Genomic DNA, 25,899 nt, shown 5'->3' on the forward strand with positions numbered 1-25,899 from the left:
CGCTTCGTCCCGTCTGGCAGTCCATGCCAGCGGCGAAAACTCTATGGATTGAAGGCCGCGCCGGGAGGTGCCGCCGAAACGAAAGTGACTGACACAATGGCTGACCAAGACGAACTCGTCTTTCTGCCGCTTGGCGGCGTGGGCGAAATCGGCATGAATCTCGCGCTTTACGGCTTCGGCTGGCCCAAGCAGCGAAAATGGATCATGGTCGATTGCGGCGTGACTTTCCCGGGCCCCGATCTGCCGGGCGTCGATCTCGTGCTGCCGGACGTGAGCTTCCTTGCCCATGAGCGCAAGAATCTGCTGGGCATCATCATCACCCATGCGCATGAAGACCATTACGGTGCACTGAACGATCTGTGGCCCGGTCTTGCCGTGCCGATCTACGCCTCGCCCTTTACCGCGGGCATGCTGGAGGCCAAGCGCAACTACGAGGGCACGCGCGGCGAATTGCCCATCACCATTTTCAAGCAGGGCGACCGCATCAATGTCGGCCCCTTCGAAATCGAGGCGATCGGTGTCAACCACTCGATCCCCGAGCCGATGGCGCTGCACATCCGCACGCCGCTCGGTGCGGTCGTTCACACCGGCGACTGGAAGATCGATCTCGAGCCCTCGCTCGGACCGCTGACGGATGAAGACCGCCTGCGCGCCATTGGCGAAGAGGGCGTGCTGGCGCTCGTCTGCGACAGCACGAACGCCATGCGCGATGGCGTTTCCCCCTCCGAGCGCGAGGTCTCCGACAGCCTGACGGAGATCATCCGCAATGCCGAAGGGCGGGTCGGCATCACCACCTTTTCTTCCAATGTCGGCCGCATCCGCTCGATTGCGCGCGCGGCGGAAGCCGCCGACCGCGAAGTGCTGCTGCTCGGCAGTTCCATGAAGCGCGTCGTCGCTGTTGCCCGCGACATCGGCCTCATGGAAGGCATCAAGCCCTTCATCGACGAGGATGAATTCGGCTATATCCCGCGCGACAAGGTCGTGGTGATCCTCACGGGTTCCCAGGGCGAGCCGCGCGCCGCGCTCGCCAAGATCGCCCGCGACGAGATGCGCAATGTCGCCTTTTCGGCCGGCGACACGATCGTCTTTTCCTCGCGCGCCATTCCCGGCAACGAGAAGGCGATCAACGACATCAAGAACGGCCTGATCGAACAGGGCATCCTGATCGTCACCGACAGCGAGGCGCTGGTGCACGTCTCCGGCCACCCGCGCCGCAACGAACTGCAGCAGATGTATGGCTGGCTGAAGCCTGAGATCGTCGTGCCCGTGCATGGCGAGGCCGCGCACCTGACGGCGCATGGCGAGCTTGCCCGCCAGTCCGGCATCGCCAAGGTGCCGCGCGTGCGCAACGGCGACATGCTGAAGCTGGCGCCGGGCGAGCCCGACGTGGTGGACGAAGCCCCGCATGGCCGCATCTTCAAGGACGGCAACCTGATCGGCGATTTCGACGAAATGGGCATCGGCGAGCGCCGCAAGCTCTCCTTTGCCGGCCATGTCTCGGTCAGCGTCGTGCTCAACGAGCGCTATGATTTCGTCGCCGACCCCGATCTCGTCGCGATCGGCCTGCCCGAGTTCGATGACGAAGGCGAGGACATGGAAGACACGCTCTATGACGCCGTGCTCGGCGCCGTCGAGAGCATCCCGCGCGGCAAGCGCAAGGATCTCGCCATGCTGCAGGAGGCCGTGCGCCGCGCCGTGCGCTCCACCGCCAACCAGATCTGGGGCAAGAAGCCGCTTGTCACCGTCTTCGTGACGAAGGTCTGATGGAAAAGAAGCGGGCTTGGTGTGTAAAGCATGTCTCCTGACAGTGTGCCGCGGTTTCAGGAAAAGACATGCTGTAGCACGGTGCGCCCGCCGGCTCGTCCGGCGGGTCTGAAAGCCTGACAGGAGGAAAGCCGATGCTCGGTCGCGTCAATCATATCGCACTGGCGGTCGCCGATCTCGCCGCCGCCGCCGCTCGCTACCGCGATACGCTCGGGGCTTCCGTCTCGGCGCCGCAGGCGCTGCCCGAGCATGGCGTCACCGTCTGCTTCGTGGAGCTTGAGAACACCAAGGTCGAGCTCCTGGAGCCGCTGGGCGCGGCCTCTCCGATTTCCGCCTTTCTCGACAAGAACCCCTCCGGCGGCATGCACCACATCTGCTACGAGGTGGCCGATATCCGCGCGGCCCGCGATCGGCTGAAAGGCGAGGGCGCCCGCGTGCTCGGTGACGGCGAACCGAAGATCGGTGCCCATGGCCGACCCGTCCTCTTCCTGCATCCCAAGGATTTCATGGGCTGCCTGATCGAGCTCGAAGAGGTGTGACAGAAGGGCGCGTCGATTTCCCTTCATGCGGACCGACGGGCGCGGTATAGAAGCCGGCCTGATGTCTGGAGCGTCCGCATGACCTGGTTCTCGATTTTCGCCGTCTACTTCGTCATCTGGTGGATCACGCTCTTCGCGGTCCTGCCGTTCGGCCTGCGCACGCAGGCGGAAGACAATCACGTGGTTCCCGGGACGGTGGAAAGCGCCCCCACGCGGTTTCGCGGCTTGCGGATCGTCATCGTTACGTCGATCGCCGCGGCCGTCATCCACATCGGCTGGTACATTCTGTCCGACCGCTTCGGCCTCGGCTTCGATGCCATACCGCGATTTGCACCCAAATTTTATTGAGTCCGACTGTCGGTCGATCCTGCCGCCAAGGCCACGTCGCAAAGACGCCATCCGATGTCGGTATCGGTAGAATGCGGCGGATGTGCAGACAGTAGCGATCCGTTGATCGCCCTCTGCTGATTTGCAAGAAAGCAAAAAAAAACAAGGCTTGAAGCCTTGTTTTTTAAGTTTCGCGTGATCCTTATCCGTTTCCGGCGGCTGCGGGTGAACGCGCCTTAGATCTGATCCTCCCAAGACTTGACCGCGAATTTCGACAAGAATTTAATCTCCTTGCCTCTTTTGTGAGCCGAAACTAGCCCAACCACTAATCTATGTCATCTTCTTTTTTTGCATTTTTGACACAGTCTGGCATTTTTTTGCTGTTGACAAAAACGTGTCGCCGTCACAACCGGCAGATATGACTTACGTTTGCGTAAACGGCAGTTGAAACCTGTGCGACGCGCCGGTTTGCCAGCCTTGCGGAGCTTTCGAGCGGGTTTTCTTCCCGGTGCGAAGCGTCTATGAACGCTTCACGAAACGAGAACGGGTGACTCGGCGGGTGCTGTCCTGAATGGGAGCGCGGGGCTGCAAGGAAAGCGGCCGACGCCGCTCTGGGCTGGGCTTTCCGATATCCTGAATTTGCCCGAATCTGCTTCCAAGCGGATGTAACCCTGTCTGGACACTACGATGCGTCTTTCCCGCTACTTCCTGCCGATCCTGAAGGAAAACCCCAAGGAGGCGGAAATCGTCTCCCACCGCCTGATGCTGCGCGCCGGCATGATCCGCCAGCAGTCGGCCGGTATCTATTCCTGGCTGCCGCTCGGCAAGCGAGTGCTCGACAAGGTCAACCGCATCATCCGCGAGGAGCAGGACCGCTCCGGCGCCATCGAGCTCCTGATGCCGACGCTGCAGTCTGCCGAACTCTGGCAGGAGAGCGGCCGCTACGAGGATTACGGCAAGGAAATGCTGCGCATCAAGGACCGCCAGGAGCGCCCGATGCTCTATGGCCCGACGAACGAGGAGATGATCACCGACATCTTCCGTTCCTCGGTGAAGTCCTACAAGGATCTGCCACTCAACCTCTACCACATCCAGCTGAAGTTCCGCGACGAGATGCGCCCGCGCTTCGGCACCATGCGCTCGCGCGAATTCCTGATGAAGGACGCCTACTCCTTCGACCTGACCAAGGAAGGCGCGATCCACGCCTATAACCGCATGTTCGCGGCCTATCTGCGCACCTTCGAGCGGCTTGGCCTGCGCGCCATTCCCATGCGCGCCGACACCGGCCCGATCGGCGGCAACCACAGCCACGAATTCATCATTCTCGCCGATACCGGCGAATCGGAAGTCTTCTGCCACAAGGACTTCGTGACCTTCGACACGCCGCCCGTCGATACCGATTTCGATGATGTCGCCGGCCTGCAGGCGATCTTCGACAAGTGGACCTCGGTCTACGCCGCCACATCCGAAATGCACGATGCCGAAGCCTTCGAGGCGATTCCCGAAGGCGAGCGCCTCTCGGCCCGCGGCATCGAGGTCGGCCACATCTTCTATTTCGGCACCAAATATTCCGAGCCCATGGGCGCCAAGGTTCTCGGCCCCGACGGCAAGGAGCACCTGGTCCACATGGGCTCCTACGGCATCGGCCCGACGCGCCTCGTTCCGGCGATCATCGAAGCCTCCCATGACGACAACGGCATCATCTGGCCGGCTTCCGTCGCCCCCTTCGATGCCGTCGTCATCAACATGAAGGCGGGCGATGCCGCCTGCGACGAAGCCTCGCTCAAGCTTTATCAGGCATTGTCCAATGCGGGCCTCGACATGCTCTATGACGACACCGACGATCGCGCCGGCGCGAAGTTCGCGACCGCCGACCTCATCGGTGTTCCCCAGCAGATCATCGTCGGCCCGCGCGGCATCGCCAATGGCGAGGTCGAGATCAAGGACCGCAAGACCGGCGAGCGCCAGACCCTGTCCGTCGAGGCAGCCGTCAACCGCCTGACCGCCGGCCGGTGAGGGCCGCCAACTGAGGAAGGCCGCACGCCCGAGGGCTGTGACCAAGTGAAGGGACTGGGATGAGCGCCGCGACCGACAGCATGAACGGCACCGCACCGGAAAGCACGGGGCAGGGCGGCGACCTGCCGCGCGGCAGCCGGCCCTTTTCGGCCTTCGAGCGCATGGTGGCCTGGCGCTACCTGCGCTCGCGCCGCAAGGAAGCCTTCATCTCCGTCATTGCCGGCTTTTCCTTCATCGGCATCATGCTGGGGGTTGCGACCCTCATCATCGTCATGGCCGTGATGAACGGCTTCCGCACCGAACTCATCTCCCGCATTCTCGGCATCAACGGCCACATGATCGTGCAGCCGATCGACAGTCCGCTGAACGATTACGCCGATCTCGCCAAGCGGCTGGAAACCGTGCCGGGTGTGACGATGGCGATCCCGATGATCGAGGGCCAGACGCTTGCCTCCGGCGCCGGTGGTGCGGGCACCGGCGCGCTGGTGCGTGGCGTGCGCGCCGATGACCTCGGCAAGATGAAGTCGATCTCCGACCACATCACCTCCGGCGACATGGTGGGCTTTGCCTCCGGCTCCGGCCTCCTCATCGGCTCGCGCATGGCCGACCAGCTCGGCCTCAAGGCCGGCGACACGATCACGCTGGTGGCGCCGGAAGGCGACGTGACGCCGCTCGGCGTCAATCCGCGCGTCAAATCCTATACCGTATCGGGCATCTTCGAGATCGGCATGTCGGAATATGATGCCTCGATCATCTTCATGCCGCTGGAAGAAGCCCAACTCTACTTCAACGTGGAGGGTATCGTTCAGTCGATCGAGATCTTCGTCAGCAATCCCGATCAGGTGGACCAGTTGAGGAAGCCGATCGAGGATGCCGCCGGCCGGCAGATCTTCCTCACCGACTGGCGCGACCGCAACAAGACCTTCTTCTCCGCCCTGCAGGTGGAGCGCAACGTGATGTTCATGATCCTGACGCTGATCGTACTGGTGGCGGCGCTCAACATCGTCTCGGGCCTCATCATGCTGGTCAAGGACAAGGGCAGCGACATCGCCATCCTGCGCACCATGGGCGCCACCTCCGGCGCCGTGATGCGCATCTTCTTCATGACCGGCGCGGCGATCGGCATTGTCGGCACCTTTGCCGGTGTGGCGCTTGGCGTCGTCGTCTGCCTCAACATCGAATCGATCCGCCAGTTCTTCTCCTGGATATCGGGAACGACGATCTTCAATCCGGAGCTCTATTTCCTCAGCCAGCTTCCGGCCGACATGAACCCCGGCGAGACGATCTCCGTCGTGCTCATGGCGCTGGCGCTGTCCTTCCTCGCCACCATCTTCCCGGCCTGGCGCGCCTCGCGCCTCGATCCGGTGCAGGCGCTGCGCTACGAATGATGCCGCGATCCGCAATGCTCGTGACAAGACCAAGCCCCGAAGGCACAAGGACCCGCCGATGACCCAGCGCGTGGCACTGCAATTGACCGGCGTCGAGCGCCATTACCCGCAGGGCGAAACCTTCCTGTCGATCCTCAAGGGTGCCGATTTCAGCCTGCACAGCGGCGAAACGGTGGCACTCGTGGCGCCGTCCGGCACCGGCAAGTCGACGCTGCTGCAGATCGCCGGTCTTCTGGAAAAGCCCGATGGCGGCGAGGTGAAGATCAACGGCCTGTCCTGCGGCAATCTGCCGGATGAGAAGCGCACGGCCGTCCGCCGCAACGAGATCGGCTTCGTCTACCAGTTCCACCATCTGCTGCCGGAATTCACCGCGCTTGAAAACATCATGATGCCGCAGCTGATTGCCGGCCTGCCGAAAGCCGAGGCGCGCGAGCGGGCTGCGGCGCTGCTCGACTACATGCGCATCGGTCACCGTGCGGAACATCGTCCCGCCGAACTGTCCGGCGGCGAGCAGCAGCGCGTCGCCATCGCCCGCGCCGTGGCAAATGCGCCGCTCGTGCTTCTGGCCGACGAGCCGACCGGCAATCTCGACCCGGAAACCGCCGGCTACGTCTTCGAGGCGCTCGAGGCGCTGGTGCGCCAGTCGGGCCTCGCCGCCATGATCGCCACCCACAACCACGAACTCGCCGGCCTCATGGACCGCCGCGTGACGATCGAGGACGGCAAGGTCGTCGAGTTCTGACGTTTTCCTGAGGTGTGCCGGCCAGACGGCCGGCCGTCACGCGGCTATTCCAGTCCGCAGGGCTTGCTGCCCATCTCGTCCTTCCAGTCGCGCAGATAGATCAGCTTGCCCGGAATGGCGACGGGCTTGTCGTTCGCCTTGCCCTTGCCCGTGAGCATATTGATGTCACAGGCCTGACTGGCATCCGGATTGAGCGTGTCGTAGGCCGTATAGGTGTAGCCTGCGACCGCGAACTCGTTGTTGCGATAGGCGACTGTGAGCCGCTGTTCCCAGCGGTCGCGCCCGATCCCGTCATTGTGGGAGATGATGACGAAGGAGCCGTTCGGCAGGGCTTCCAGCGACGCATTCTGTCCGGCCATCTCGTAGGCACCCCACACCAGATTGGGCACGATCTCCTTCAGTTCCAGCTTGCCCGTCTCGCCCGTCAGGAACAGGTAGACACTGTGGTCCTCATTCCCGGCACTCTCCGGCGGCGCCACCAAAAGCACGAGATCATTCGTGCCGTCCTTGTCGAAATCCCCGGTCGCCGCCGCCGCGATCCGGTCGGGATCGATCGGCTGGGCGAGGGCGGGAAGGCCGACGGCGCTGATCATCAGCGCGGTGACAAACGGTGCAATTCGCATTCTCTATCCTCCTCATGCCTGTCGAACCTAAAGCGAAGATGCATGCCGGTCCAGCGGTTGTGGCTCCGTCGCCCGAGCCGGGCCGCCATGCTCCTCCATTAACCATCCCGCCCCGAAATCGTGAAAATGCCGATCAAATACCTTGACGATTGGAACAAAAATAGAACAATATAAAAACATAACGGAACAGGAGAACGCCATGACCGACTTCCTTCGTGACATCGCCGCATTCACCTCCATCACCCTTTTCATCGCCAGCCTCTCCGTCATCGTGATGGGCATGTGATCACCGTTTCGTCCGCGCCGAACCCTGCCTTGGCGCGGGCGGGAGCGTGGCCGTCAGCCGGCACCGCCGCCGGCAGGCGCCCACGCAGCCGCAAGCTTCCGGATGCCGCCCGCTACGGCCTCCGGACGGAGGATGATCCTCCGCCTCGCGTCCGTCTTCCTCTCCCCGTGGAAGCGGACATGTGGGAAGGCCCGGCGCCTTCTCCTCCGCCGCCTCAAGGTCCGCCGCACCGCCTTGTGATCGTGGATATGGGGGAGGAGGGCCGGGCGCCCTTTGACTCTGCAGCCGGCATTGCCGATACCCTTTAGCCTCTTTCGGAATCAGGAGGTCGGCCATGGCGGACGCAACAGGCGCAGCAGGTGAGGGGCAAGGCCCCATCGCGGCAAGCCCCGGCTTCGTACATCTGCGCGTCCATTCGGCCTATTCGCTGCTGGAAGGCGCGCTGCCGCTGAAGAAGATCCTCGGCAAGGCGGCGGCCGACAATCAGCCGGCCATCGCGATCACCGACACCAACAATCTTTTCGTCGCGCTGGAGTTTGCCCAGAAGGCCAGCGGCGATGGTATCCAGCCGATCATCGGCTGCCAGCTTTCCATCGACATGGAGGATGGCGACAGCCTGCCGGAGCGGCGCGGCCACCAGCACCAGCTGGAAAAACTTCCCTCGATCATCCTGCTCGCCGCCACCGAGGCGGGCTATACGCGCCTCGTGGATCTCGTCAGCCGCGCCTATCTCGACGGCGAGGGCAACCAGGCGGCCCGCATCCTTCTCTCCTGGCTGGGCGAGGACACCGATGGGCTGATCGCGTTGACGGGTGCCAGGACGGGCCCGATCGACATGGCGTTGCTGCAGGACCACAAGGCGGTTGCCGTCAGCCGGCTGCTGGCGCTCAAGAAGGCCTTCGGCGATCGCCTCTATGTCGAGCTGCAGCGCCATCGCGGCTATGACAAGCAGCACGAGCGCCGTCTGGTCGAGCTTGCCTATCGGCATGACCTGCCGCTGGTCGCCACCAACGAGGCTTTTTTCCCGACGCCCGCCGATTACGAGGCCCATGACGCGCTGATGGCGGTGGCGCACAATGCCATGGTCTCCGACGATGAGCGCTTCCGGCTCACACAGGATCACTACCTGAAAAGCCGCGCCGACATGATGAAGCTGTTTGCCGACCTGCCGGAGGCGCTGGAAAACTCCGTCGAGATCGCTGAGCGCTGCTCCTACATCCTGAAGGGCCGCAAGCCCATCCTGCCGCGCTTCACCGGCGCGACCGACGATGCGGAGGAGGCCGAGCGCGCCGAATCGGCCGAGCTTCGCCGCCAGTCCGTGGAGGGGCTGGATGCCCGTCTGGAGCTTCTCGGAACCGCACCCGGCTTCACGGTGGAGGAGTACCGCGAACGCCTCGACTTCGAACTCGGTGTCATCGAGCGCATGAAGTTCCCTGGATACTTCCTGATCGTTGCCGACTTCATCAAATGGGCCAAGCAACACGATATTCCCGTCGGTCCGGGCCGCGGTTCGGGCGCGGGCTCGCTGGTGGCCTATGCGCTGACGATCACCGACGTCGATCCCATGCGCTTCTCGCTGCTCTTCGAACGCTTCCTCAATCCCGAGCGCGTCTCGATGCCCGACTTCGACATCGACTTCTGCCAGGAGCGGCGCGAAGAGGTGATCCGCTACGTGCAGCGCAAATACGGGCGCGAACAGGTGGCGCAGATCATCACCTTCGGGTCGCTGCAGGCCCGCGCCGCCCTGCGCGACGTCGGCCGCGTGCTGGAAATGCCCTACGGCCAGGTCGACAAGATCTGCAAGCTCGTGCCCAACAATCCGGCCAATCCCACGCCGCTCTCGCAGGCGATCAAGGAAGAGCCGCGCCTGCAGGAGGAGGCCGACAAGGAGCCGGTCGTCGCCCGCCTCCTCGACATCGCCCAGAAGATCGAGGGTCTCTACCGCCACGCCTCCACCCACGCCGCCGGCATCGTGATCGGCGATCGTCCGCTCTCGCAGCTCGTGCCCATGTATCGCGACCCGCGCTCGGACATGCCGGTCACCCAGTTCAACATGAAATGGGTCGAGCAGGCCGGCCTCGTCAAATTCGACTTCCTCGGCCTGAAGACGCTGACGGTGCTGAAGACGGCGGTGGATTTCATCGCCAAGCGCGGCATCACCGTCGATCTCGCCACCATCCCGCTTGATGACGCCAAGACCTACGAAATGCTGTCGAAGGGTGATACGGTCGGCGTCTTCCAGGTGGAAAGTGCCGGCATGCGCAAGGCGCTCATTGGCATGCGCCCCGACTGCATCGAGGACATCATCGCGCTGGTGGCGCTCTATCGCCCGGGCCCGATGGAAAACATCCCCGTCTACAATGCCCGCAAGCACGGCGAGGAGGAGATCGAATCGATCCATCCGAAGATCGATTACCTGCTGAAGGAAACCCAGGGGGTTATCGTCTACCAGGAGCAGGTGATGCAGATCGCCCAGGTCCTGTCGGGCTACTCGCTCGGCGAAGCCGACCTTCTGCGCCGCGCCATGGGCAAGAAGATCAAGGCGGAGATGGACCAGCAGCGCGAGCGCTTCGTCGAGGGCGCCATGAAGAACGGCGTCTCGAAGGCGCAGTCCGACATCATCTTCGACCTGCTCGCGAAGTTCGCGAACTACGGCTTCAACAAGTCGCATGCCGCCGCCTACGCCATCGTCTCCTACCAGACGGCCTATCTGAAGGCGCATTTCCCGGTCGAGTTCCTGGCGGCCTCCATGACGCTCGACATGGCCAATACGGAAAAGGTCAACGACTTCAGGCAGGATGCCGGGCGCCTCGGCATCGCCGTCATTCCGCCCTCGGTGCAGACATCCTTCCGCCATTTCGAGACGGGCGAGAACCGCATCTATTATTCGATTGCCGCGATCAAGGGCGTGGGCGAGGCTGCGGTGGAGCACATCGTCGCCGTGCGCGGCGACACGCCCTTCGACAGCATCGAGGATTTCTGCCTCCGGATCGACCCGAAGCTGCTGAACCGCCGCGTCTTCGAAAGCCTGATCTGCGCCGGTGCCTTCGACTGCTTCGGCCGCGACCGCGCCGAACTGGTGGGCGGTCTCGATCGCATTCTCGGTTACGCCCAGCGCCTGCAGGGCAACAAAGTGAGCGGGCAGAGCGACATGTTCGGCGCCGGCTCCGCCACGGGGCCGGAACGGATTTCCTTCAGCGCCTATACCGCCTGGCTGGCCTCGGAAAAGCTGCACCGCGAATTCCAGGTGCTCGGCTTCTATCTCTCTGCCCACCCGCTCGACAGCTACAACGACCTTCTGGCCAAGATGCGCGTCCAGACCTTCCAGGATTTCTCCGTCGCGGTGAAGAAGGGCGCCACCGCCGGACGTCTGGCCGGCACCGTCACGGCCAAGCAGGAGCGCAAGACCCGCACCGGCAACAAGATGGGCATCGTCACCTTTTCCGATGCCTCCGGCCAGTTCGAGGCGGTGCTCTTCTCGGAAATGCTGAACCAGTATCGCGACCTGCTCGAAGCCGGCAAATCCATGGTGATGACCGTGCAGGCGGAGGAACGCCCGGAAGGCATCGGGCTCCGGATCCAGACGCTGCAGTCGCTGGAGGAAAAGTCGCTGCAGATGCAGAAGGCGCTCAGGGTCTATGTCCGCGATTCAGGCCCGCTGCGTTCGGTCGCCGCGCATCTGAATGCCAAGGGCGAAGGCCTGGTCTCCTTCATCGTCATCAAGGAAAACGGCCAGCGCGAGATCGAGGTGGAACTGGCCGAGCGCTATCGCATCTCGCCGGAGATTGCAGCAGCGCTCCGCGCGTCGCCCGGCATCGTGGATGTCGAACTCGTCTGATGCGAGGGGCGGGGCGGAGGCCCCGCTCAGCTCTTGGAAGCGGGGCGCGTCAGCGTCACGAAATCCGTGCCGTGGCCGGTTTCCGGACCAAGTCCGGTATCGGAGATCGTCAGCGACGAACCTTCCGCGAGCAGGGCGCCGATGCGGGCCCGGACATCTGCGGAAATCGTGATGCGCGCCAGCGTTTCGGCAATCGTCGCGTTCTGGTCGGCATCGGCGGTGATGCCGAGGCGGGCCTTGGTGGCGGTCGAAAGCGCATTGTCCATGGTCACGCCGAACCAGCGGCCTTTGCCGCTTGCCGAATCGATGTCCTGGAATTGCAGGAAATGGGTGCCCAGTGCCACGGCGGGGTCACGGATCGTGACCGGTACGTCGAACAGCGGCGCGAAATTCTGGCGGACCATCAGATGCGCATTGCCGGGTTCCGGCTGGCCGGCAGCGATATAGACGGCATGCACCAGCGCGTCACTGATCTTGCCGGTCACCATCATCCCCTGGCGGCCCTGGAACAGCCGGATCGCCTCCCGCGTCTTCGGACCGACGACGCCGTCCGCAATGCCGGCATCGTAGCCAAGGCCATGCAGTACGGCTTGCAGCGCTGCCGTCGTCTCGCGCTCGCCGCGCCGGGTGATCAGCATGCGGATCGGCGGTTCGTCCGATGCCGGCGTGGTGACCTTCGCCGCGTCGGCGCCGGACGGGGCGGCATTCATGGCGACCTCGACACTGCCCGTATGCTCCATGCCGAGACGAAGCGTCGCATCGCTGAGCAACTGCGGCGCCGGCTTCTCCGGCTGGAAGAGCCACGCATCGGAGACCTCGGCCGGCACCACCTCACGGTCGGAGATGATCACATGCACGCCGCGCGTCGTCATCTTGTAGAGCTCGGGCGCAAAGGCGTTGGGCAGCCGCACGCAGCCATGCGAGGCGGGATAGCTCGGCACGCTGTTGGAGGCGTGCAGTGCGATGCCCGACCAGGTCAGGCGCTGCATGAAGGGCATGGGCGCGTTGCTGTAGATGTTGGAATGGTGCATGCGCCGCTTTTCGAGCACCGAGAAGATGCCGGTCGGCGTGGCGTGTCCCTTCTTGCCGGTGGAGACGCGCGAGGTGGCGACCACCGTGTCACCGTCATAGACGACGAGCGACTGGCTGTCCTTGGTGACCACGATCTGGAGAGGGGCCGTTCCGCCCGCAGCAAAGGCCATCAGCGGCGACAGTGCGGTTCCCGAAACAAGACACAGGGCGGCGAGCCCGCCACGCAACGCAATACCGAACGACATGGTGATGATCCGACGCAATACAAACTGCCGCACAGGCTATCGCTAGAGGTTTAATGAAGTTTGACCGATCGCCCGCCTGGAGCGATCACGTTTGCCTGATGAACGGGTGAGGCGGGCGCATTATTCGGTGGTCGGGGGCTCGGGCTTGCGTTGCCGGCCAAACGTATAGCCGGTCTCGACGCTATCGCGGCCGAACTTGTCGCGCAGCGCATTCATCGCCGCTTCCGCCTTGGCGCGCTGGGCTGCCTGGCGGTCCACGAGATCGGGCGGATCGGCCCGGGCGGGATCGCCGAGATCGTTGACGCCGATGCCGATCAGGCGAAACCGCGTCCCGTCCGCCTCGCGCTCCAGCATGGAAAGCCCGGTGCGGAAGATGCGGTCGGCGAGCTGGGTCGGGCTGTCGAGCCGCCGGTTGCGGGTGCGGATCTTGAAGTCGGTCGTCTTCAGCTTCAGCACCACGGTGTGACCCGCAATGGACGAGCGGCGCAGACGAAAGGCGACCTTTTCGCTGAGCCGCCGCAGATGCACCGTCAGCTCGTCCAGCCTGTGGATATCCTCGTTGAAGGTCGTCTCCGCCGACACGCTTTTCGCCTCGCCGTCGATCTCCACGCGCCGGTCATCCTCGCCGCGCGACAGATGGAACAGCCGCTGCCCCATCGTGCCGTAGCGGCGCATGAGGTCGCCTTCCTCCATCGTCTGCAACTGTCCGATGGTGCGGATGCCGTCGCGCGACAGCGTCTCCGCAAAGGCCTTTCCCACACCCCAGATGGTGGTGACGGGACGGTCGCGCAGGAAGTCGATCGCTTCTGCCTGCCCGACGACGGAAAAGCCGCGCGGCTTCTGCAGGTCGGAAGCGACCTTGGCGAGGAACTTGCAGTAGGACAGGCCGACGGAAACGGTAATGCCGATCTCTGCCTCGATACGCGCGGCGAGCCGCGCCAGCGTGCGGGCCGGGGGATCGTGGTGCAGGCGCTCGGTCCCCGAGAGATCGAGGAAGGCCTCGTCGATCGAAAGCGGCTGCACGAGCGGCGTCAGCTCCTGCATCATGGTGCGCACCTCGCGCCCGACACGACTGTATTTCTCCATGTCCGGTTTGATGACGATGGCGTCGGGGCAGGCATCGAGCGCCTTGAACATCGGCATGGCCGAGCGGACTCCGCGAATGCGGGCAATGTAGCAGGCGGTGGAGACGACACCGCGCTTGCCGCCGCCGATGATCACGGGTTTGTCCGCGAGATCCGGATTGTCGCGCTTTTCGACGGAGGCATAGAATGCGTCGCAGTCGATGTGGGCGATGGAAAGGTCGAAGAGTTCGGAATGGAAGAGAAGCCGCGGGCTGCCGCAGGCGCGGCAACGCCGTTCGCCTTCGCGCTGGGGCGCGAGACAGTCACGACAAAAGCCTGGGCGGGGCGGGGTCTCGGTGGTCATCTCGGGAACAAAGATTGAACATCGCGACCTTACGCGCCGTGCCGCCCGCCTTCAAGGGGCGGCACGAGAAGGTCCATACCGCAGCGGGCGGATCAGTGGGATGCGTCGGCCCAGAAATGGTTGGTGACGAGCAGGCGGGCACCGGCCCAGTCCTCCGCGCAGACCACCGGCGCCTCCGGCTCCGGCATCAGCGCGCGGAATTCCCGGTCGGCCATCAGATGCACCAGCAGGCATTGCGGAACGCTGGCACCGACGGAAGCGAGATTGCGGGCGATATCGTCGATGAAGGCGAGGGGCAGATCGCGATTGCGATGCAGATCCGCAACCACCGGGCCTTTCGGTTCCTCCGTCGCGATCATCGGGAAGGTCAGGTCAAAGCCGTTCAGAAGCGTACGGCGCAGATCATGATGACGCGGCGGCATGGCTGTCAGGAAAACGACGTCCGCCTTCTCGCCAAGCGCTGCGAGCGTCGCGGCCACGTCGCAGGCCGGCGTCTGCCAGTCGCACTGAACCTCGAAGAAGCGCTCGATGAGCGGGTGAACGGCGTCGTCCGGGATCGGTTCCCCCGTGTTGATATGTACGATATTGCCATGCAGACGAAAGGAGCGCGGCAGAAGCTTCAGCCCGGACGCCGCCAGGAAACGGCGAAACGGGCCCAGAAATTCGAGGACCACTTCGTCAATATCGCAGACCAGCAGTGGCCGATCCCTCAATTGCTCCCTGACTGCGCCCACTGAAGACACCATGGCTCAGTAGCCTCCTTGATGGGGCGCGCCGCCGAGCGCATGGGCGGCCGAAACCACACGCTCCGGCGCGATGTCGTTTGCCGCCGCAAAGGCGATCAGCGTCGGCTCATGCCCCATCAGGAAGTCGAGCACGCCGGCAAGGAAACCGGGCGAGGATGCCTGCCGCCTGAGGTCGCCGACATCGCTGCCGGTCAGCGCCAGGAACCGTGACAACTGTTCCGGCTCGTGAGCAAGCCAGGCGAGCGCGTTGATGGCGATCTGTTCAGCGTCGCTCACTTTATGAGTTCCTTCCAAGATGCTGTTCCTTCCCGGGGGAAGTTTCCGATTTCTCAACCAAATGCCTCTAGCGTTCGGCAAAGAGGATGGTTTGTGTCCCGTCTGGCTGAACTTATCGACAGCCTAACGGGTTTCAAGTCCATCGCCCTTATCAGGACATCCAGATGCCGAAACAGGTCATGATTGTCGAAGACAACGAGCTGAACATGAAGCTCTTTCGCGACCTGATCGAGGCATCGGGCTATCGCACCATCCAGACGCGCAATGGCATGGAGGCGCTCGAACTCGCCCGCCGCCATCGCCCCGACCTGATTCTCATGGACATCCAGCTGCCGGAAGTCTCCGGCCTGGAGGTGACGAAGTGGCTCAAGGAAGACGATGAGCTGCACGTCATTCCGGTGATCGCGGTCACGGCCTTCGCCATGAAGGGCGACGAGGAGCGCATTCGGCAGGGCGGGTGCGAGGCCTATGTTTCTAAACCGATTTCAGTTCCGAAATTTATTGAAACAATAAAGACTTATCTCGGTGATGCGTGAGGCCGGACCAGATCAATGACAGCCCGTATCCTCGTCGTTGACGACATCCCCGCAAATGTGAAGCTCTTGGAAGCCCGGCTGATCGCCGACTATTACGAGGTGCTGACCGCACGTGACGGCTATGAGGCACTTGCGATCTGCGAGACCTGCCCGGTCGATCTTGTGCTTCTCGACATCATGATGCCCGGCATTGACGGGTTCGAGGTGTGCGAGCGCCTGAAGGCAAACAGCCGTACGGCCCACATTCCCGTTGTCATGGTCACCGCCCTCGACCAGCCTTCGGATCGCGTCCGCGGGCTCAAGGTCGGCGCGGACGACTTCCTCACCAAGCCCGTCAATGATCTGCAACTGATGTCGCGGGTAAAGAGCCTGGTCCGGCTGAAGAATGTGAGCGACGAACTGCGCCACCGTGCCGAAACGGCGCATGCGATCGCCTTGCAGGACATGGCGGCGCGCGACCGGCAGGAAGAGCCCGGCAGCGTGCTGGTTGTGGATGGGCGTGCGAGCTCGCAGGAACGCATCCACAAGGCGCTGGCGCCCATCGCCGAGGTAACGGCGCTCTCCGATCCGCAGGCCGCCCTTTTCGAGGCCGCCGAAAGCAATTTCGACCTCGTGATCGTCAACTCGAACTTCGAGGATTACGATCCGCTGCGCCTGTGCTCGCAACTGCGATCGCTGGAGCGGACCCGCTACATCCCCGTGCTGCTTGTCGTGGAGCAGGGCGCCGACGATACGGTGGTTCGCGCCTTCGAACTGGGCGTCACCGACTACATCATGCGTCCGCTCGACCCCAATGAACTGGTGGCGCGTTCGCTGACGCAGATCCGCCGAAAGCGCTACAATGATCGCCTGCGCACCAGCCTGCAGGAAACGATCGAGCTGGCCGTGACAGACGGACTGACCGGCCTCCACAATCGCCGCTATCTCGACAACCACCTGAAGCTGCTGATCGATCGCGCCGTTGCCCGCGGCCGCGAACTGTCGCTCTGCATCACGGATATCGACCGCTTCAAGTCCGTCAACGATACCTATGGCCACGATGTCGGTGATGCCGTCATCCGGGAATTTGCCCGCCGCATTCGCTCGACGGTGCGTGGCGCTGACCTCGCTTGCCGCTACGGCGGAGAAGAGTTCGTCGTCGTCATGCCGGATACCACGCGCGAGACGGCCGAATCGGTCGCCGAGCGGCTACGCTTCATCGTCGAATCGATTCCCTTTACGATTCCCGGAGGAGAGGGGCCGCTCTCGATCACCGCCTCGCTCGGGATCGCATCGCTGGTGCCCGGCGAAGATACGCCGGAGACGCTGGTGCGCCGCGCCGATCGGGCCCTCTACGAAGCCAAGAACAGCGGCCGCAACCGCGTGGTCGCCGCTGCGGCCTGATGCAGCAGCCGGAGCGCGCCGCTTTGTTCGGCGGGCTCCTGCCGAGCGTCAGCCATGGCGGGCTGAGTGACCAATTTCCCATAAGGCATTGAAAAATATGTGGTCCGTTGGATGTTGGGCGATGCGCCTCGCGCTGCACCGCTGCGGGTCCGAGTCTTTCCCTGCCGGTATCGAGGTAGAGTGGATTGGCCTTGCACTATAGCGGCGGGTTTTGAGCGCCTATAGTCGCGCTCCATGCCCATTCCCGGCCGCGAGCGGCAAAGCTTACCTGCGTTTTAACCATAAATGTGTTTCCGGCTGGCCTTGGTTAAGAAACCGTTGCTTTTCTGCCGATTTCGCGTAATCCTTTGCATAGAAGAGAGACAGCAACTCTCTGCATTTATCCGGTTACCCCATGATGCTCAGGTCCGCCGCATCTCCTGGGTCGTGGGGTCGGTCGGTTGGTTCTCCGCAATATCGGTTCCTCGTGCCGTAGCGGCTAGCCAGCCGACCCCCATTCAGACGCCACTCCTTGAACAAAGGAGTGGCGTTTTTGCATTTTGGACGACATGCGGCTGCGAATGTGGCTGAAGGCTGATGTCCCTGATCCGGCATCTCTCCATACACCCGGCCTGTCCGACTCGCGGACAGCAAAAAAGCGCCGGTCGGATGACACGGCGCTCTCTGCAATCACGAAGGATGAAGCGAAGATTACTTGATCTTCGTTTCCTTGAACTCGACGTGCTTCTTGGCGATCGGGTCGTACTTGGTCTTCGTCATCTTGTCCGTCATCGTACGGCTGTTCTTGGTCGTGACGTAGAAGAAACCCGTGTCGGCCGTCGACAGAAGCTTGATCTTGATGGTGGTTGCCTTTGCCATGGTCGTCCTGCCTTTAAATGGATGTTGCCGTGGACGGCCTGGGCAGCCACGGTCTGAGGTGGCGCGAAACTACAAATCGCGCCCGAAAAGTCAACCCTGTTTGGGCCGCAAAACCATGCGGCCGATGGTCAAAACGATGTATATCGCGAAGAATCCGGCAATGGCCCAGGCAAAACCGGAGTTTCCGGTGACATCCATGGACGCGCCGATGACCTGCGGGCCGGCGACCGTGCCCACCGCGTAGGAGAAGATGAAGGCCGCATTGGCGGCTGCGAGATCCGCCCCGGTCAGCCGCGAACCGAGATGGCTGAGCCCCACCGTATAGAGCCCGGAGACGCAGCCGCCCCAGAACAGCAGCACGACGGCTGTCAGCAGCCAGCTATGCACCAGCAGCGGCAGGCTGAGAGCCCCGATGAGGCCGATGACCGTCATGATGGAGAGCAGCGTGCGGCGGTCCTTGATCCGGTCGGAGAGCATGCCGAGCGGGATCTGGAACACCACATTGCCGATGCCCATCACGGTCAGAAGCAGGGCTGCCTGCGCTTCCGTAAAGCCGGCACGCGTGCCGAAGATCGGGAATAGGGAGAGGCCACCTGATTCGACAGCGCCGAAGATAAAGACGGCAGCGGTGGCGGTCGGGACGAGGAAGACGTAGCGCAGGAAATGCCGTTCCGGCTTTTCGTCGATGACGGGACATTCGTTGCGGGCGATAAAGATCGGGATGGCGGCGAGCAGGATGACGCCAGCGCCCACCGCAAAGGGGAGGATGCCCTCGCTACCGAGAATCGAGAAGAGCAGCGGGCCGGTCGCAAAGCCGAGCGACAGCACCGTGCCGTAGATGCCGAGCACAAGGCCGCGCTTGCGTGGCGGGGCGGTGGCGTTGATCCAGAATTCGGAGAGGATGAACATCACCGTGATCGCGCCGTGGAAGGCGACACGAAGGGGGAACCATAGCCAGAAATTCTCGATGGCATAAAAGCCGAGCGCGGAGATGGACGCGACGAGGATAGCCAGCAACATGGCCGGGACGACGCCGATCTTGTGGGCGAGCTTCGTCGTCAGCGGCGCGGCGGCCATGGAGGCAAGCCCCGCCATCGCCGAGTTCAGGCCGATCATGGTCGAGGAGATGCCACGCTTTTCCATGATGATGCTGAGCAGCGGCAGACCGAGTCCGATCGCGATGCCGACGGCAGAGATCGCCGCGACGGCGGCGATGAGCGACGGCCAGTGGATCTGTTCCTCGGCCGGCTTGGAAAGGCCGGGTGACGGCTGGTGCATGCGCGGTCAGTCCTCAGAGCATGGTGCGGACAAAACGTCCGCGCACTGTGTAGTAGAAGGGCACGCCGGGCTCAAACGATAAATGCGGGTCCATGGCGAGCCGGGCGGCGAGATCGTCTAGAATCGTCGCCGTGATGGCCGGTAGAGGCACGGACTGCCGGTCGTCGATCGCCATCCAGCGCAGGTCTTCCAGTTCGCGGCTGTCACGCACCGCGGCGGGGTCGATACCGGCCTCGTGGGTAAAAAGCGCAAAGAAGCGCGTGTCGAAGCGCATGGGTGACGTCGCCGGCGTCACCGCACGGGCGACGTAGCGAAGCTGCCCAAGGGCTGGAAGAAGGGCTGGGCCGTGGCTTGTCGTCCTGTCGTCATGCTGGTCATCGAGGCGGCCGATCAAAAGGCCGGTCTCTTCATAGAGTTCGCGCAGCGCCGTCACGGCAAGACCATGGCGGGCGCAGGCCAAGCGGCGCTTGGCGACACGCCGCGCCAGACGATCGACAACGGGAGCGGGCAGGGCGTCCAGTGCCTTGATGCGGTGATCGCCGGGATCACGCCGTCCGCCGGGGAAGACGTAGAGATTGGGCATGAAGCGGTGCGCCGCCGCGCGCCGTCCGACCAGCACCTTCGGCATGGGCCCGCTCGAATCGATCAGGATCAGGCTGGCCGCATCGCGCGGCACCACGCGGCGCGGACGCAAAGCGTCCGATACCCGGTCCGGATCTTCAGGCAAAGGAGGCCGCAACGGCCTCACCGTGCCGGATCGGTGTCCGGCAGCGGGTCCTCCGGCGCATCGGGGTGATCGCCAAAACCATGCATGCGCAGCGCCCATTGCAGGCCGATCACCGCACCCTTGACGGGCTGCATGAGGGCGACCGACGCCAGCACCGTCAACGGTGCCCAGATCGCCAGATGCTGCCAGGTGTTCAGTGTCCAGACGAGGTCGGTCGCCATGTAGCCGCCGACCATGATGTGGCCGACAATGGTGATGACGATATAGGGCGGGAGGTCGTCGGCTCGGTGGTCGTCGAGCCGCTGGTCGCATGACGCGCAGTGATCGACCGTCTTGAGGAAGCCCCCGAACAGCCTTCCCTGGCCGCAGGCCGGGCAACGGTTGAGGAAGCCGCGGCGCATGCTGCGCGCAACGGGCCGCTCTTCCGGGGCGGTCACGGCGCCTCCAAGGGCGATCTTGCGGGTTTCGACGACAGTCATGGCATTGCCTTTCGGCCCGCCTTCTGGCGGGCGTTAGAGCATAATCCGACCTCAATGAAACGAGCGCCAACAGGATTATGCTTCAAACAAAAGAGCTTAGAACGCCAATCTGATCCTGTCAGATCGAGCAGCGCTCTATCGTTTGCCGCGCGGCGGGCGTGTTCCGGGCTGCTTGCGCCCGAAGGCCCTGTCCCGCCGTCCCGACTTGTGGAACGAACGGATTGCCGTCGGCATCTTGCGACCTTCGCTGACCATCTCGAAGCGCAGCGCGCCGGCAAGCGGCACGGCTTCCGCCAAGGAGACCCGGACAGGATCGCCGAGCCTGTAACCGAGGCCGGTCTTCTCGCCCGTCAGCGCCTGATGCGCCTCGTCATAGATGAAGTAGTCGCGTCCGAGCGTTGATACAGGGACGAAACCATCCGCACCATAGGCCGGCAGGGTGACAAATAGTCCCGATTTTGTCACGCCCGAGATGCGCCCGTCGAATTCCTGGCCGACGCGATCGGCCAGATGATGGGCGATCAGCCGGTCCACCGTCTCGCGCTCGGCCGCCATGGCGCGCCGTTCGAAGGTCGAGATTTCCGCCGCGATATCGTCCAGCGCGGCCTCTTCCTTCGGCGTGATGCCGCCTTCGCCGAGGCCGAGAGACCCCACCAGCGCGCGGTGCACGATGAGGTCGGCGTAGCGACGGATGGGCGAGGTGAAATGCGCGTAGCGCAGCAGGTTGAGGCCGAAATGGCCGATATTCTCGGGACTGTAGATCGCCTGGCTCTGGGAGCGCAGCACCATCTCGTTGACCATGGTCTCGAAGGGCTTGCCCTCCGCTTTCGAGAGAATGCCATTGAAATGGTTGGAGCGCATGTTGCCGCCCTTGGCGAGCGAAATGTCGAGCGTTGCCAGGAACTCGCGCAGGGTCTCCTGCTTGGCGAGCGAGGGCTGGTCGTGGACGCGGTAGATCAGCGCCTGCTTCTTGGCTTCCAGCGTCTCGGCGGCGGCCACGTTCGCCTGGATCATCATCTCTTCGATGAGCTTGTGGGCGTCTAGTCTCTCCGGCACGATGACGGTGTCCACGGTGCCGTCGGGCTTCAGCAGGATCTTGCGCTCGGGCATGTTGAGTTCGAGCGGCTGGCGGCGATCACGACCGATGGTCATGATCCGGTAGGCATCCCACAGCGGCTTGAGGATCGTCTCGAGGATCGGCCCGGTCTTGTCGTCCGGGCGCCCGTCGATGGCGGCCTGGGCCTGTTGGTAGGAGAGCTTCGCCGCGCTCTTCATCATGATGCGGTGGAAGGTATGGCCCGCCTTGCGGCCTTCCTTGGAAAAGCGCATGCGCACGGCGAGCGCCGGCCGCTCCACGCCTTCCTTCAGCGAGCAGAGGTCGTTGGAGATCCGCTCCGGCAGCATCGGCACGACGCGGTCGGGGAAGTAGACGGAATTGCCGCGCTTGGCCGCTTCCTGATCGAGCGCCGAGCCGGGGCGCACATACCAGGAGACGTCGGCGATCGCGACGGTGACGATCACCCCGCCTGGATTGTCCTCGGACGGATCGGGTTCGGCATGCACGGCGTCGTCATGGTCTTTCGCATCCGCCGGGTCGATGGTGACGAGGGGCAGGGCGCGCCAGTCCTCGCGCTTCGCCATGGAGGCGGGGCCGGCTTCGTCGGCCTCGGCGGTGACGCGGGCCGGGAAGACATGCGGAATGCCATGCGCATAGATGGCGATCATCGAGATCGCCTTTTCCGACGCGACGGAACCGATGACGGTGCGCACCGAAGCAAGCGGCAGGCCGTAGCGACCGGCGCGGGAGACCTCGACCTCGACCAGATCGCCGTCCTTGGCGTCACCGACACCCGATGCGGGAACCGCCAGCTCGTCGCCGCGCCTCTCGATCGGCAGGATGCGCCCGCCGCCATCTTCGCCATGCAGGCGGAAGACGCCGAGAACGGCATCGCGCTTCTTGTCGAGAACCTTGATGATGCGGCCCGTATAGGCCGGGCCGCCGCGTTCCTTGGCGGGGAAGATCTTCGCCAGCACTCGGTCGCCAACGCCTCCGACGGGCGTCTTGCCCTTGGAACGGGCCTGCGAGGACTGCCGGATCAGTACGGCCGGCGCCACGCCGCCATCGTCCGGCCAGTCGGCAGGCCGGGCGATCAGTTCGCCATCCTTGTCGCGGGTGGTGATGTCGAGAACCGTGACCGGGGGCAGGGCGCCGGGCCGCGTCAGCGACTTGCGCTTCTTCTCGACGTAACCTTCGTCCTCAAGGGCGCGCAGCGCATCTTTCAGTTCCACGCGCGCCTCGGCCTTCAGGCCGAAGGCCTTGGCGATCTCGCGCTTGGAGGCACGGTCGGGATTTTCCGTGATGAACCGCAGCAGCACGTCGCGCGGCGGCACCGCGCCATGGATGATCGGCTGATCCGCCGCGGCAAGCGCTGTCTCGCTGCCCCGCGGCGCGGGCCTGTCATTCTGGCGGCCCGGCCGCTGCCGTCTGGAGCCTTCGGTCGGGTCGCGCGGAATGCGTGCCAAGATCAGCCTTTCCCGGCGGCCGTCTTGCCGGCAGCCTTTGGTTTGGCGGCTGCCTTGGGCTTGGCCGCAGTCTTCGTTGCAGTGCTCTTGGCTGCGGTGCTTTTCTTCGCGCCGGCCGCCTTCGCCACTTTCGCCTTGGCGGGGGCTTCCGCGCCATCCTCGGCCGCCTTCGCTGCCTTGGTGGTCTTTGCCGCCGGTTTGGTCGCCTTCGCCTTCGTCTTGCCGCCGGACTTGCCGGCCCGCTCAGCGATCAGCGCCAAGGCCTCCTCGACGGTGACGTCCTGCGGATCCTTGCCCTTCGGCAGGGTGGCGTTGACCTTGCCCCAGTTGACATAGGGACCGTAACGCCCGTCGCGAACCGTGATCGCGCCGCCATCCGGATGGTCGCCGAGTTCCTTCAGCGCCGCGGCTGCCGCACCGCGCCCGCGTCCGCCCGGACCCTTGCTGGCCTTGTCGGCAAGCACGGAAACGGCGCGGTTGAGGCCGATCGAGAAGACATCCTCGATCGATTCGAGATTGGCATAGGTGCCGTCATGCAGCACGAAGGGCCCGTAGCGGCCAAGGCCCGACGAGATCATCTTGCCGCTCTCGGGATGGGCGCCGATATCGCGGGGAAGCGACAGCAGCGCAACCGCCTTTTCGTGGTCGATGGTTGCAGGCGTCCAGCCCTTCGGCAGGCTGGAGCGCTTGGCATCCTTGCCGTCGCCGCGCTGCACATAGGGTCCGAAACGGCCGCTGCGCAGCGTGATCTCTTCGCCCGTATGCGGATCCTTGCCGAGCGCCTGCGGCTCGTTCGAGGCCTGCGCCTCCGCATCCCCGCCATCGGAGGAGAGCTGGCGGGTGTAATTGCACTCCGGATAGTTCGAGCAGCCGACAAAGGCGCCGTACTTGCCGAGCTTCAGCGACAGCTTGCCGGTCCCGCAGACCTGGCAGATACGCGGATCCGACCCGTCCTCGCGCTTGGGGAAGACGAGCGGGGCCAGCGCTTCGTTCAACGCGTCGAGCACGTTGGTGACGCGCAGTTCCTTGGTGTCCTCGATCTGCGCGAAGAAATCCTTCCAGAAATCCCTGAGAACCGTCTTCCAGTCGAGTTCCCCGGCGGAGATCTGGTCGAGCTTTTCCTCGAGATCGGCGGTGAAGTCGTATTCGACATATTTTGCAAAGAAGCTCTCGAGGAACGCCGTCACCAGCCGGCCGCGCGAATGCGGAACAAGCTTGCGCTTGTCGACGACGATGTATTCGCGGTCGCTCAGCGTCTTCAGCGTCGCGGCATAGGTGGAGGGACGGCCGATGCCGAGTTCTTCCATCTTCTTGATGAGCGAGGCTTCCGAATAGCGCGGCGGTGGTTCGGTGAAGTGTTGGCTGGCGTTGATCTTTTCCTTCGCGAGATTTTCGCGGGCGTTGATCTCCGGCAGGCGGCCATCGTCCTCGGCATCCTCGCTCTGTTCGCCGTCTTCCTTCTGGTCCGTATAGGCGGCGATGAAGCCGTCGAATCGGATGACGGAACCGACGGCACGCAGGCCGGCCTTCTCGCCCTTGTTGTCGGCGAGGATTTCGACCGTCGTGCGCTCGATCTCTGCGGATGCCATCTGGCTCGCAATGCCGCGCTTCCAGATGAGGTCGTAGAGACGGATCTGGTCGGCGTCGAGGAAGCGTTTCACCTGGTCCGGCGTGCGGTTGAAGTCGGTGGGGCGGATCGCTTCGTGGGCTTCCTGGGCGTTCTTCGCCTTGGTCGAGTAAAAGCGGGCCTTCTCAGGTACGTAGCGGTCGCCGAACTGCTCGCCAATGGCGCGGCGGGCGGCGTCGATCGCTTCGGGCGCCATCTGCACGCCGTCGGTACGCATATAGGTAATGAGACCGACCGTCTCGCCGCCGATATCGATGCCCTCATAGAGCTTCTGTGCAACCTGCATGGTGCGGGATGCCGAGAACCCGAGACGCGAGGAGGCGGCCTGCTGCAGGGTGGAGGTGGTGAAGGGCGGACCCGGATTGCGCTTGACCGGCTTGGCCTCGACGCTGTCGACCACGAAGGAGGCACCTTCCAGAAGCGCCTTCAGCCGGTTGGCGTCATCGCCCGTCTTGATCGACTTTCCCTGCAGGCGCTTGCCGTCTGCCATCGACAGCTTTGCCTCAAAGGCATCGCCGCGCGGCGTCTTCAGGAGCGCCGACAGGTTCCAGTATTCCTCGGCGACGAACCGTTCGATCTCGTTTTCGCGGTCGCAAACAAGCCTCAGCGCCACAGACTGCACACGGCCGGCAGAGCGCGCACCGGGGAGCTTGCGCCACAGCACCGGCGAAAGATTGAAACCGACGAGATAGTCGAGCGCGCGGCGGGCGAGATAGGCATCGACCAGCGCGCCATCGATGTCGCGCGGCGCGGCCATGGCTTCCAGCACCGCCTTCTTGGTGATGGCGTTGAAGACGACGCGCTGCACGGGCTTGTCGCCGATGACCCGCTTCTTCTTCAGGAGATCGAGTACGTGCCAGGAAATCGCTTCGCCTTCGCGATCCGGGTCGGTCGCCAGAATGAGGCCGTCGGCGGATTTCATCGCGTCGGCAATGTCCTTTATGCGCTTGGCAGAGGCCGTATCGACCTCCCAGGACATTTCGAAGTCCTCGTCCGGACGAACGGAACCATCCTTCGCCGGCAGGTCGCGCACATGGCCGAAGGAAGCGAGAACCTTGTAACCGGGCCCCAGATATTTGTTGATCGTCTTGGCCTTGGCCGGCGATTCAACCACGACAACGTTCATGTGGACACTCTGTTCGGTCGGCGACGGAGCAGGCCGGAGACCGGTCGGCGGCGCTGCAAATTCAGGAAACGTTCTCCCGAAATGAAGAGAGAAAGCCCCGCGGTCAAGGGTT

The 25,899-nt window shown here is 63.8% G+C and carries 21 protein-coding genes; 9 read left to right on the forward strand and 12 right to left on the reverse strand.

Features of this window, described 5'->3' with window-relative positions:
• The first annotated feature begins 96 nt into the window (after positions 1 to 96).
• From ACED18_RS01495 to ACED18_RS01520, 6 genes are all read left to right on the forward strand, one after another.
• Entirely contained in the window at positions 97 to 1,764 is a 1,668-nt protein-coding gene (locus tag ACED18_RS01495) for a ribonuclease J (RefSeq protein ID WP_377288334.1), read from the forward strand.
• Between the two features lie 134 nt (positions 1,765 to 1,898).
• Positions 1,899 to 2,303 carry a methylmalonyl-CoA epimerase gene (gene mce, locus ACED18_RS01500; protein ID WP_377288336.1) on the forward strand — a complete coding sequence of 135 codons (405 nt, stop codon included), beginning with the start codon at positions 1,899 to 1,901 and terminating at the stop codon, positions 2,301 to 2,303.
• 78 nt (positions 2,304 to 2,381) lie between these two features.
• Complete coding sequence (locus ACED18_RS01505; protein ID WP_377288338.1) at positions 2,382 to 2,651, forward strand: DUF1467 family protein; 270 nt, start codon at positions 2,382 to 2,384, stop codon at positions 2,649 to 2,651.
• A 666-nt stretch (positions 2,652 to 3,317) separates the two neighbouring features.
• Positions 3,318 to 4,646, forward strand: a complete 1,329-nt coding sequence (gene proS, locus ACED18_RS01510) for a proline--tRNA ligase (RefSeq protein ID WP_377288340.1) — start codon at positions 3,318 to 3,320, stop codon at positions 4,644 to 4,646.
• Positions 4,647 to 4,705: 59 nt separating this feature from the next.
• Positions 4,706 to 6,034, forward strand: a complete 1,329-nt coding sequence (locus ACED18_RS01515) for a lipoprotein-releasing ABC transporter permease subunit (protein ID WP_377288342.1) — start codon at positions 4,706 to 4,708, stop codon at positions 6,032 to 6,034.
• A gap of 58 nt (positions 6,035 to 6,092) precedes the next feature.
• Complete coding sequence (locus tag ACED18_RS01520; RefSeq protein ID WP_377288344.1) at positions 6,093 to 6,776, forward strand: ABC transporter ATP-binding protein; 684 nt, start codon at positions 6,093 to 6,095, stop codon at positions 6,774 to 6,776.
• A 44-nt stretch (positions 6,777 to 6,820) separates the two neighbouring features.
• Here the strand turns inward: ACED18_RS01520 and ACED18_RS01525 are convergent, their stop codons facing one another.
• On the reverse strand, positions 6,821 to 7,399 hold the full coding sequence (locus tag ACED18_RS01525) for a hypothetical protein (protein WP_377288346.1): 579 nt from the start codon (positions 7,397 to 7,399) through the stop codon (positions 6,821 to 6,823).
• 27 nt (positions 7,400 to 7,426) lie between these two features.
• Positions 7,427 to 7,681, reverse strand: a complete 255-nt coding sequence (locus tag ACED18_RS01530) for a hypothetical protein (RefSeq protein ID WP_377288348.1) — start codon at positions 7,679 to 7,681, stop codon at positions 7,427 to 7,429.
• A gap of 338 nt (positions 7,682 to 8,019) precedes the next feature.
• On the opposite strand from ACED18_RS01530, the gene dnaE reads away from it, so the two are divergent.
• Complete coding sequence (dnaE, locus tag ACED18_RS01535) at positions 8,020 to 11,523, forward strand: DNA polymerase III subunit alpha (RefSeq protein WP_377288350.1); 3,504 nt, start codon at positions 8,020 to 8,022, stop codon at positions 11,521 to 11,523.
• A gap of 26 nt (positions 11,524 to 11,549) precedes the next feature.
• On the opposite strand, the gene ACED18_RS01540 is transcribed toward dnaE, so the two are convergent.
• The 4 genes from ACED18_RS01540 to ACED18_RS01555 form a co-directional block, all read right to left on the reverse strand.
• The gene (locus ACED18_RS01540) at positions 11,550 to 12,800 is read right to left on the reverse strand and encodes a L,D-transpeptidase family protein (RefSeq protein ID WP_377288352.1); all 1,251 of its coding nucleotides are present in this window, start codon (positions 12,798 to 12,800) and stop codon (positions 11,550 to 11,552) included.
• 120 nt (positions 12,801 to 12,920) lie between these two features.
• Positions 12,921 to 14,228 carry a DNA polymerase IV gene (locus ACED18_RS01545; RefSeq protein WP_377288354.1) on the reverse strand — a complete coding sequence of 436 codons (1,308 nt, stop codon included), beginning with the start codon at positions 14,226 to 14,228 and terminating at the stop codon, positions 12,921 to 12,923.
• 92 nt (positions 14,229 to 14,320) lie between these two features.
• Complete coding sequence (locus ACED18_RS01550) at positions 14,321 to 14,974, reverse strand: hypothetical protein (RefSeq protein WP_377288356.1); 654 nt, start codon at positions 14,972 to 14,974, stop codon at positions 14,321 to 14,323.
• A gap of 3 nt (positions 14,975 to 14,977) precedes the next feature.
• Positions 14,978 to 15,250, reverse strand: coding sequence for a DUF3572 domain-containing protein (locus tag ACED18_RS01555; RefSeq protein WP_377288358.1), 273 nt, complete (start codon positions 15,248 to 15,250; stop codon positions 14,978 to 14,980).
• A gap of 164 nt (positions 15,251 to 15,414) precedes the next feature.
• Between ACED18_RS01555 and ACED18_RS01560 the strand changes: the two genes are divergently transcribed.
• Both ACED18_RS01560 and ACED18_RS01565 read left to right on the forward strand, forming a co-directional pair.
• Positions 15,415 to 15,786 carry a response regulator gene (locus ACED18_RS01560; RefSeq protein WP_149736776.1) on the forward strand — a complete coding sequence of 124 codons (372 nt, stop codon included), beginning with the start codon at positions 15,415 to 15,417 and terminating at the stop codon, positions 15,784 to 15,786.
• A 15-nt stretch (positions 15,787 to 15,801) separates the two neighbouring features.
• Positions 15,802 to 17,169 (forward strand): PleD family two-component system response regulator, encoded by a 1,368-nt coding sequence (locus ACED18_RS01565; RefSeq protein ID WP_377288361.1) that lies wholly within the window; start codon positions 15,802 to 15,804, stop codon positions 17,167 to 17,169.
• Positions 17,170 to 17,859: 690 nt separating this feature from the next.
• Here ACED18_RS01565 and rpmG read toward each other — a convergent pair.
• The 6 genes from rpmG to topA all read right to left on the reverse strand — a co-directional run bounded on the left by rpmG (position 17,860) and on the right by topA (position 25,787).
• Entirely contained in the window at positions 17,860 to 18,027 is a 168-nt protein-coding gene (gene rpmG, locus ACED18_RS01570) for a 50S ribosomal protein L33 (RefSeq protein WP_003587245.1), read from the reverse strand.
• A gap of 90 nt (positions 18,028 to 18,117) precedes the next feature.
• Positions 18,118 to 19,305, reverse strand: coding sequence for an MFS transporter (locus ACED18_RS01575; protein ID WP_377288363.1), 1,188 nt, complete (start codon positions 19,303 to 19,305; stop codon positions 18,118 to 18,120).
• 13 nt (positions 19,306 to 19,318) lie between these two features.
• Positions 19,319 to 19,999, reverse strand: a complete 681-nt coding sequence (locus tag ACED18_RS01580; RefSeq protein ID WP_377288365.1) for an NUDIX domain-containing protein — start codon at positions 19,997 to 19,999, stop codon at positions 19,319 to 19,321.
• Positions 20,000 to 20,049: 50 nt separating this feature from the next.
• Positions 20,050 to 20,511: a DUF983 domain-containing protein gene (locus ACED18_RS01585; protein ID WP_377288367.1), complete on the reverse strand. Its 462-nt coding sequence runs from the start codon at positions 20,509 to 20,511 to the stop codon at positions 20,050 to 20,052.
• Between the two features lie 135 nt (positions 20,512 to 20,646).
• Entirely contained in the window at positions 20,647 to 22,917 is a 2,271-nt protein-coding gene (rnr, locus tag ACED18_RS01590; RefSeq protein WP_377290969.1) for a ribonuclease R, read from the reverse strand.
• Positions 22,918 to 23,036: 119 nt separating this feature from the next.
• Positions 23,037 to 25,787 (reverse strand): type I DNA topoisomerase, encoded by a 2,751-nt coding sequence (gene topA / locus ACED18_RS01595; protein ID WP_377288369.1) that lies wholly within the window; start codon positions 25,785 to 25,787, stop codon positions 23,037 to 23,039.
• Between the last annotated feature and the right edge of the window lie 112 nt (positions 25,788 to 25,899).

This window comes from Rhizobium sp. SG2393 (assembly GCF_042610495.1).
Classification (GTDB): Bacteria; Pseudomonadota; Alphaproteobacteria; order Rhizobiales; family Rhizobiaceae; genus RU20A.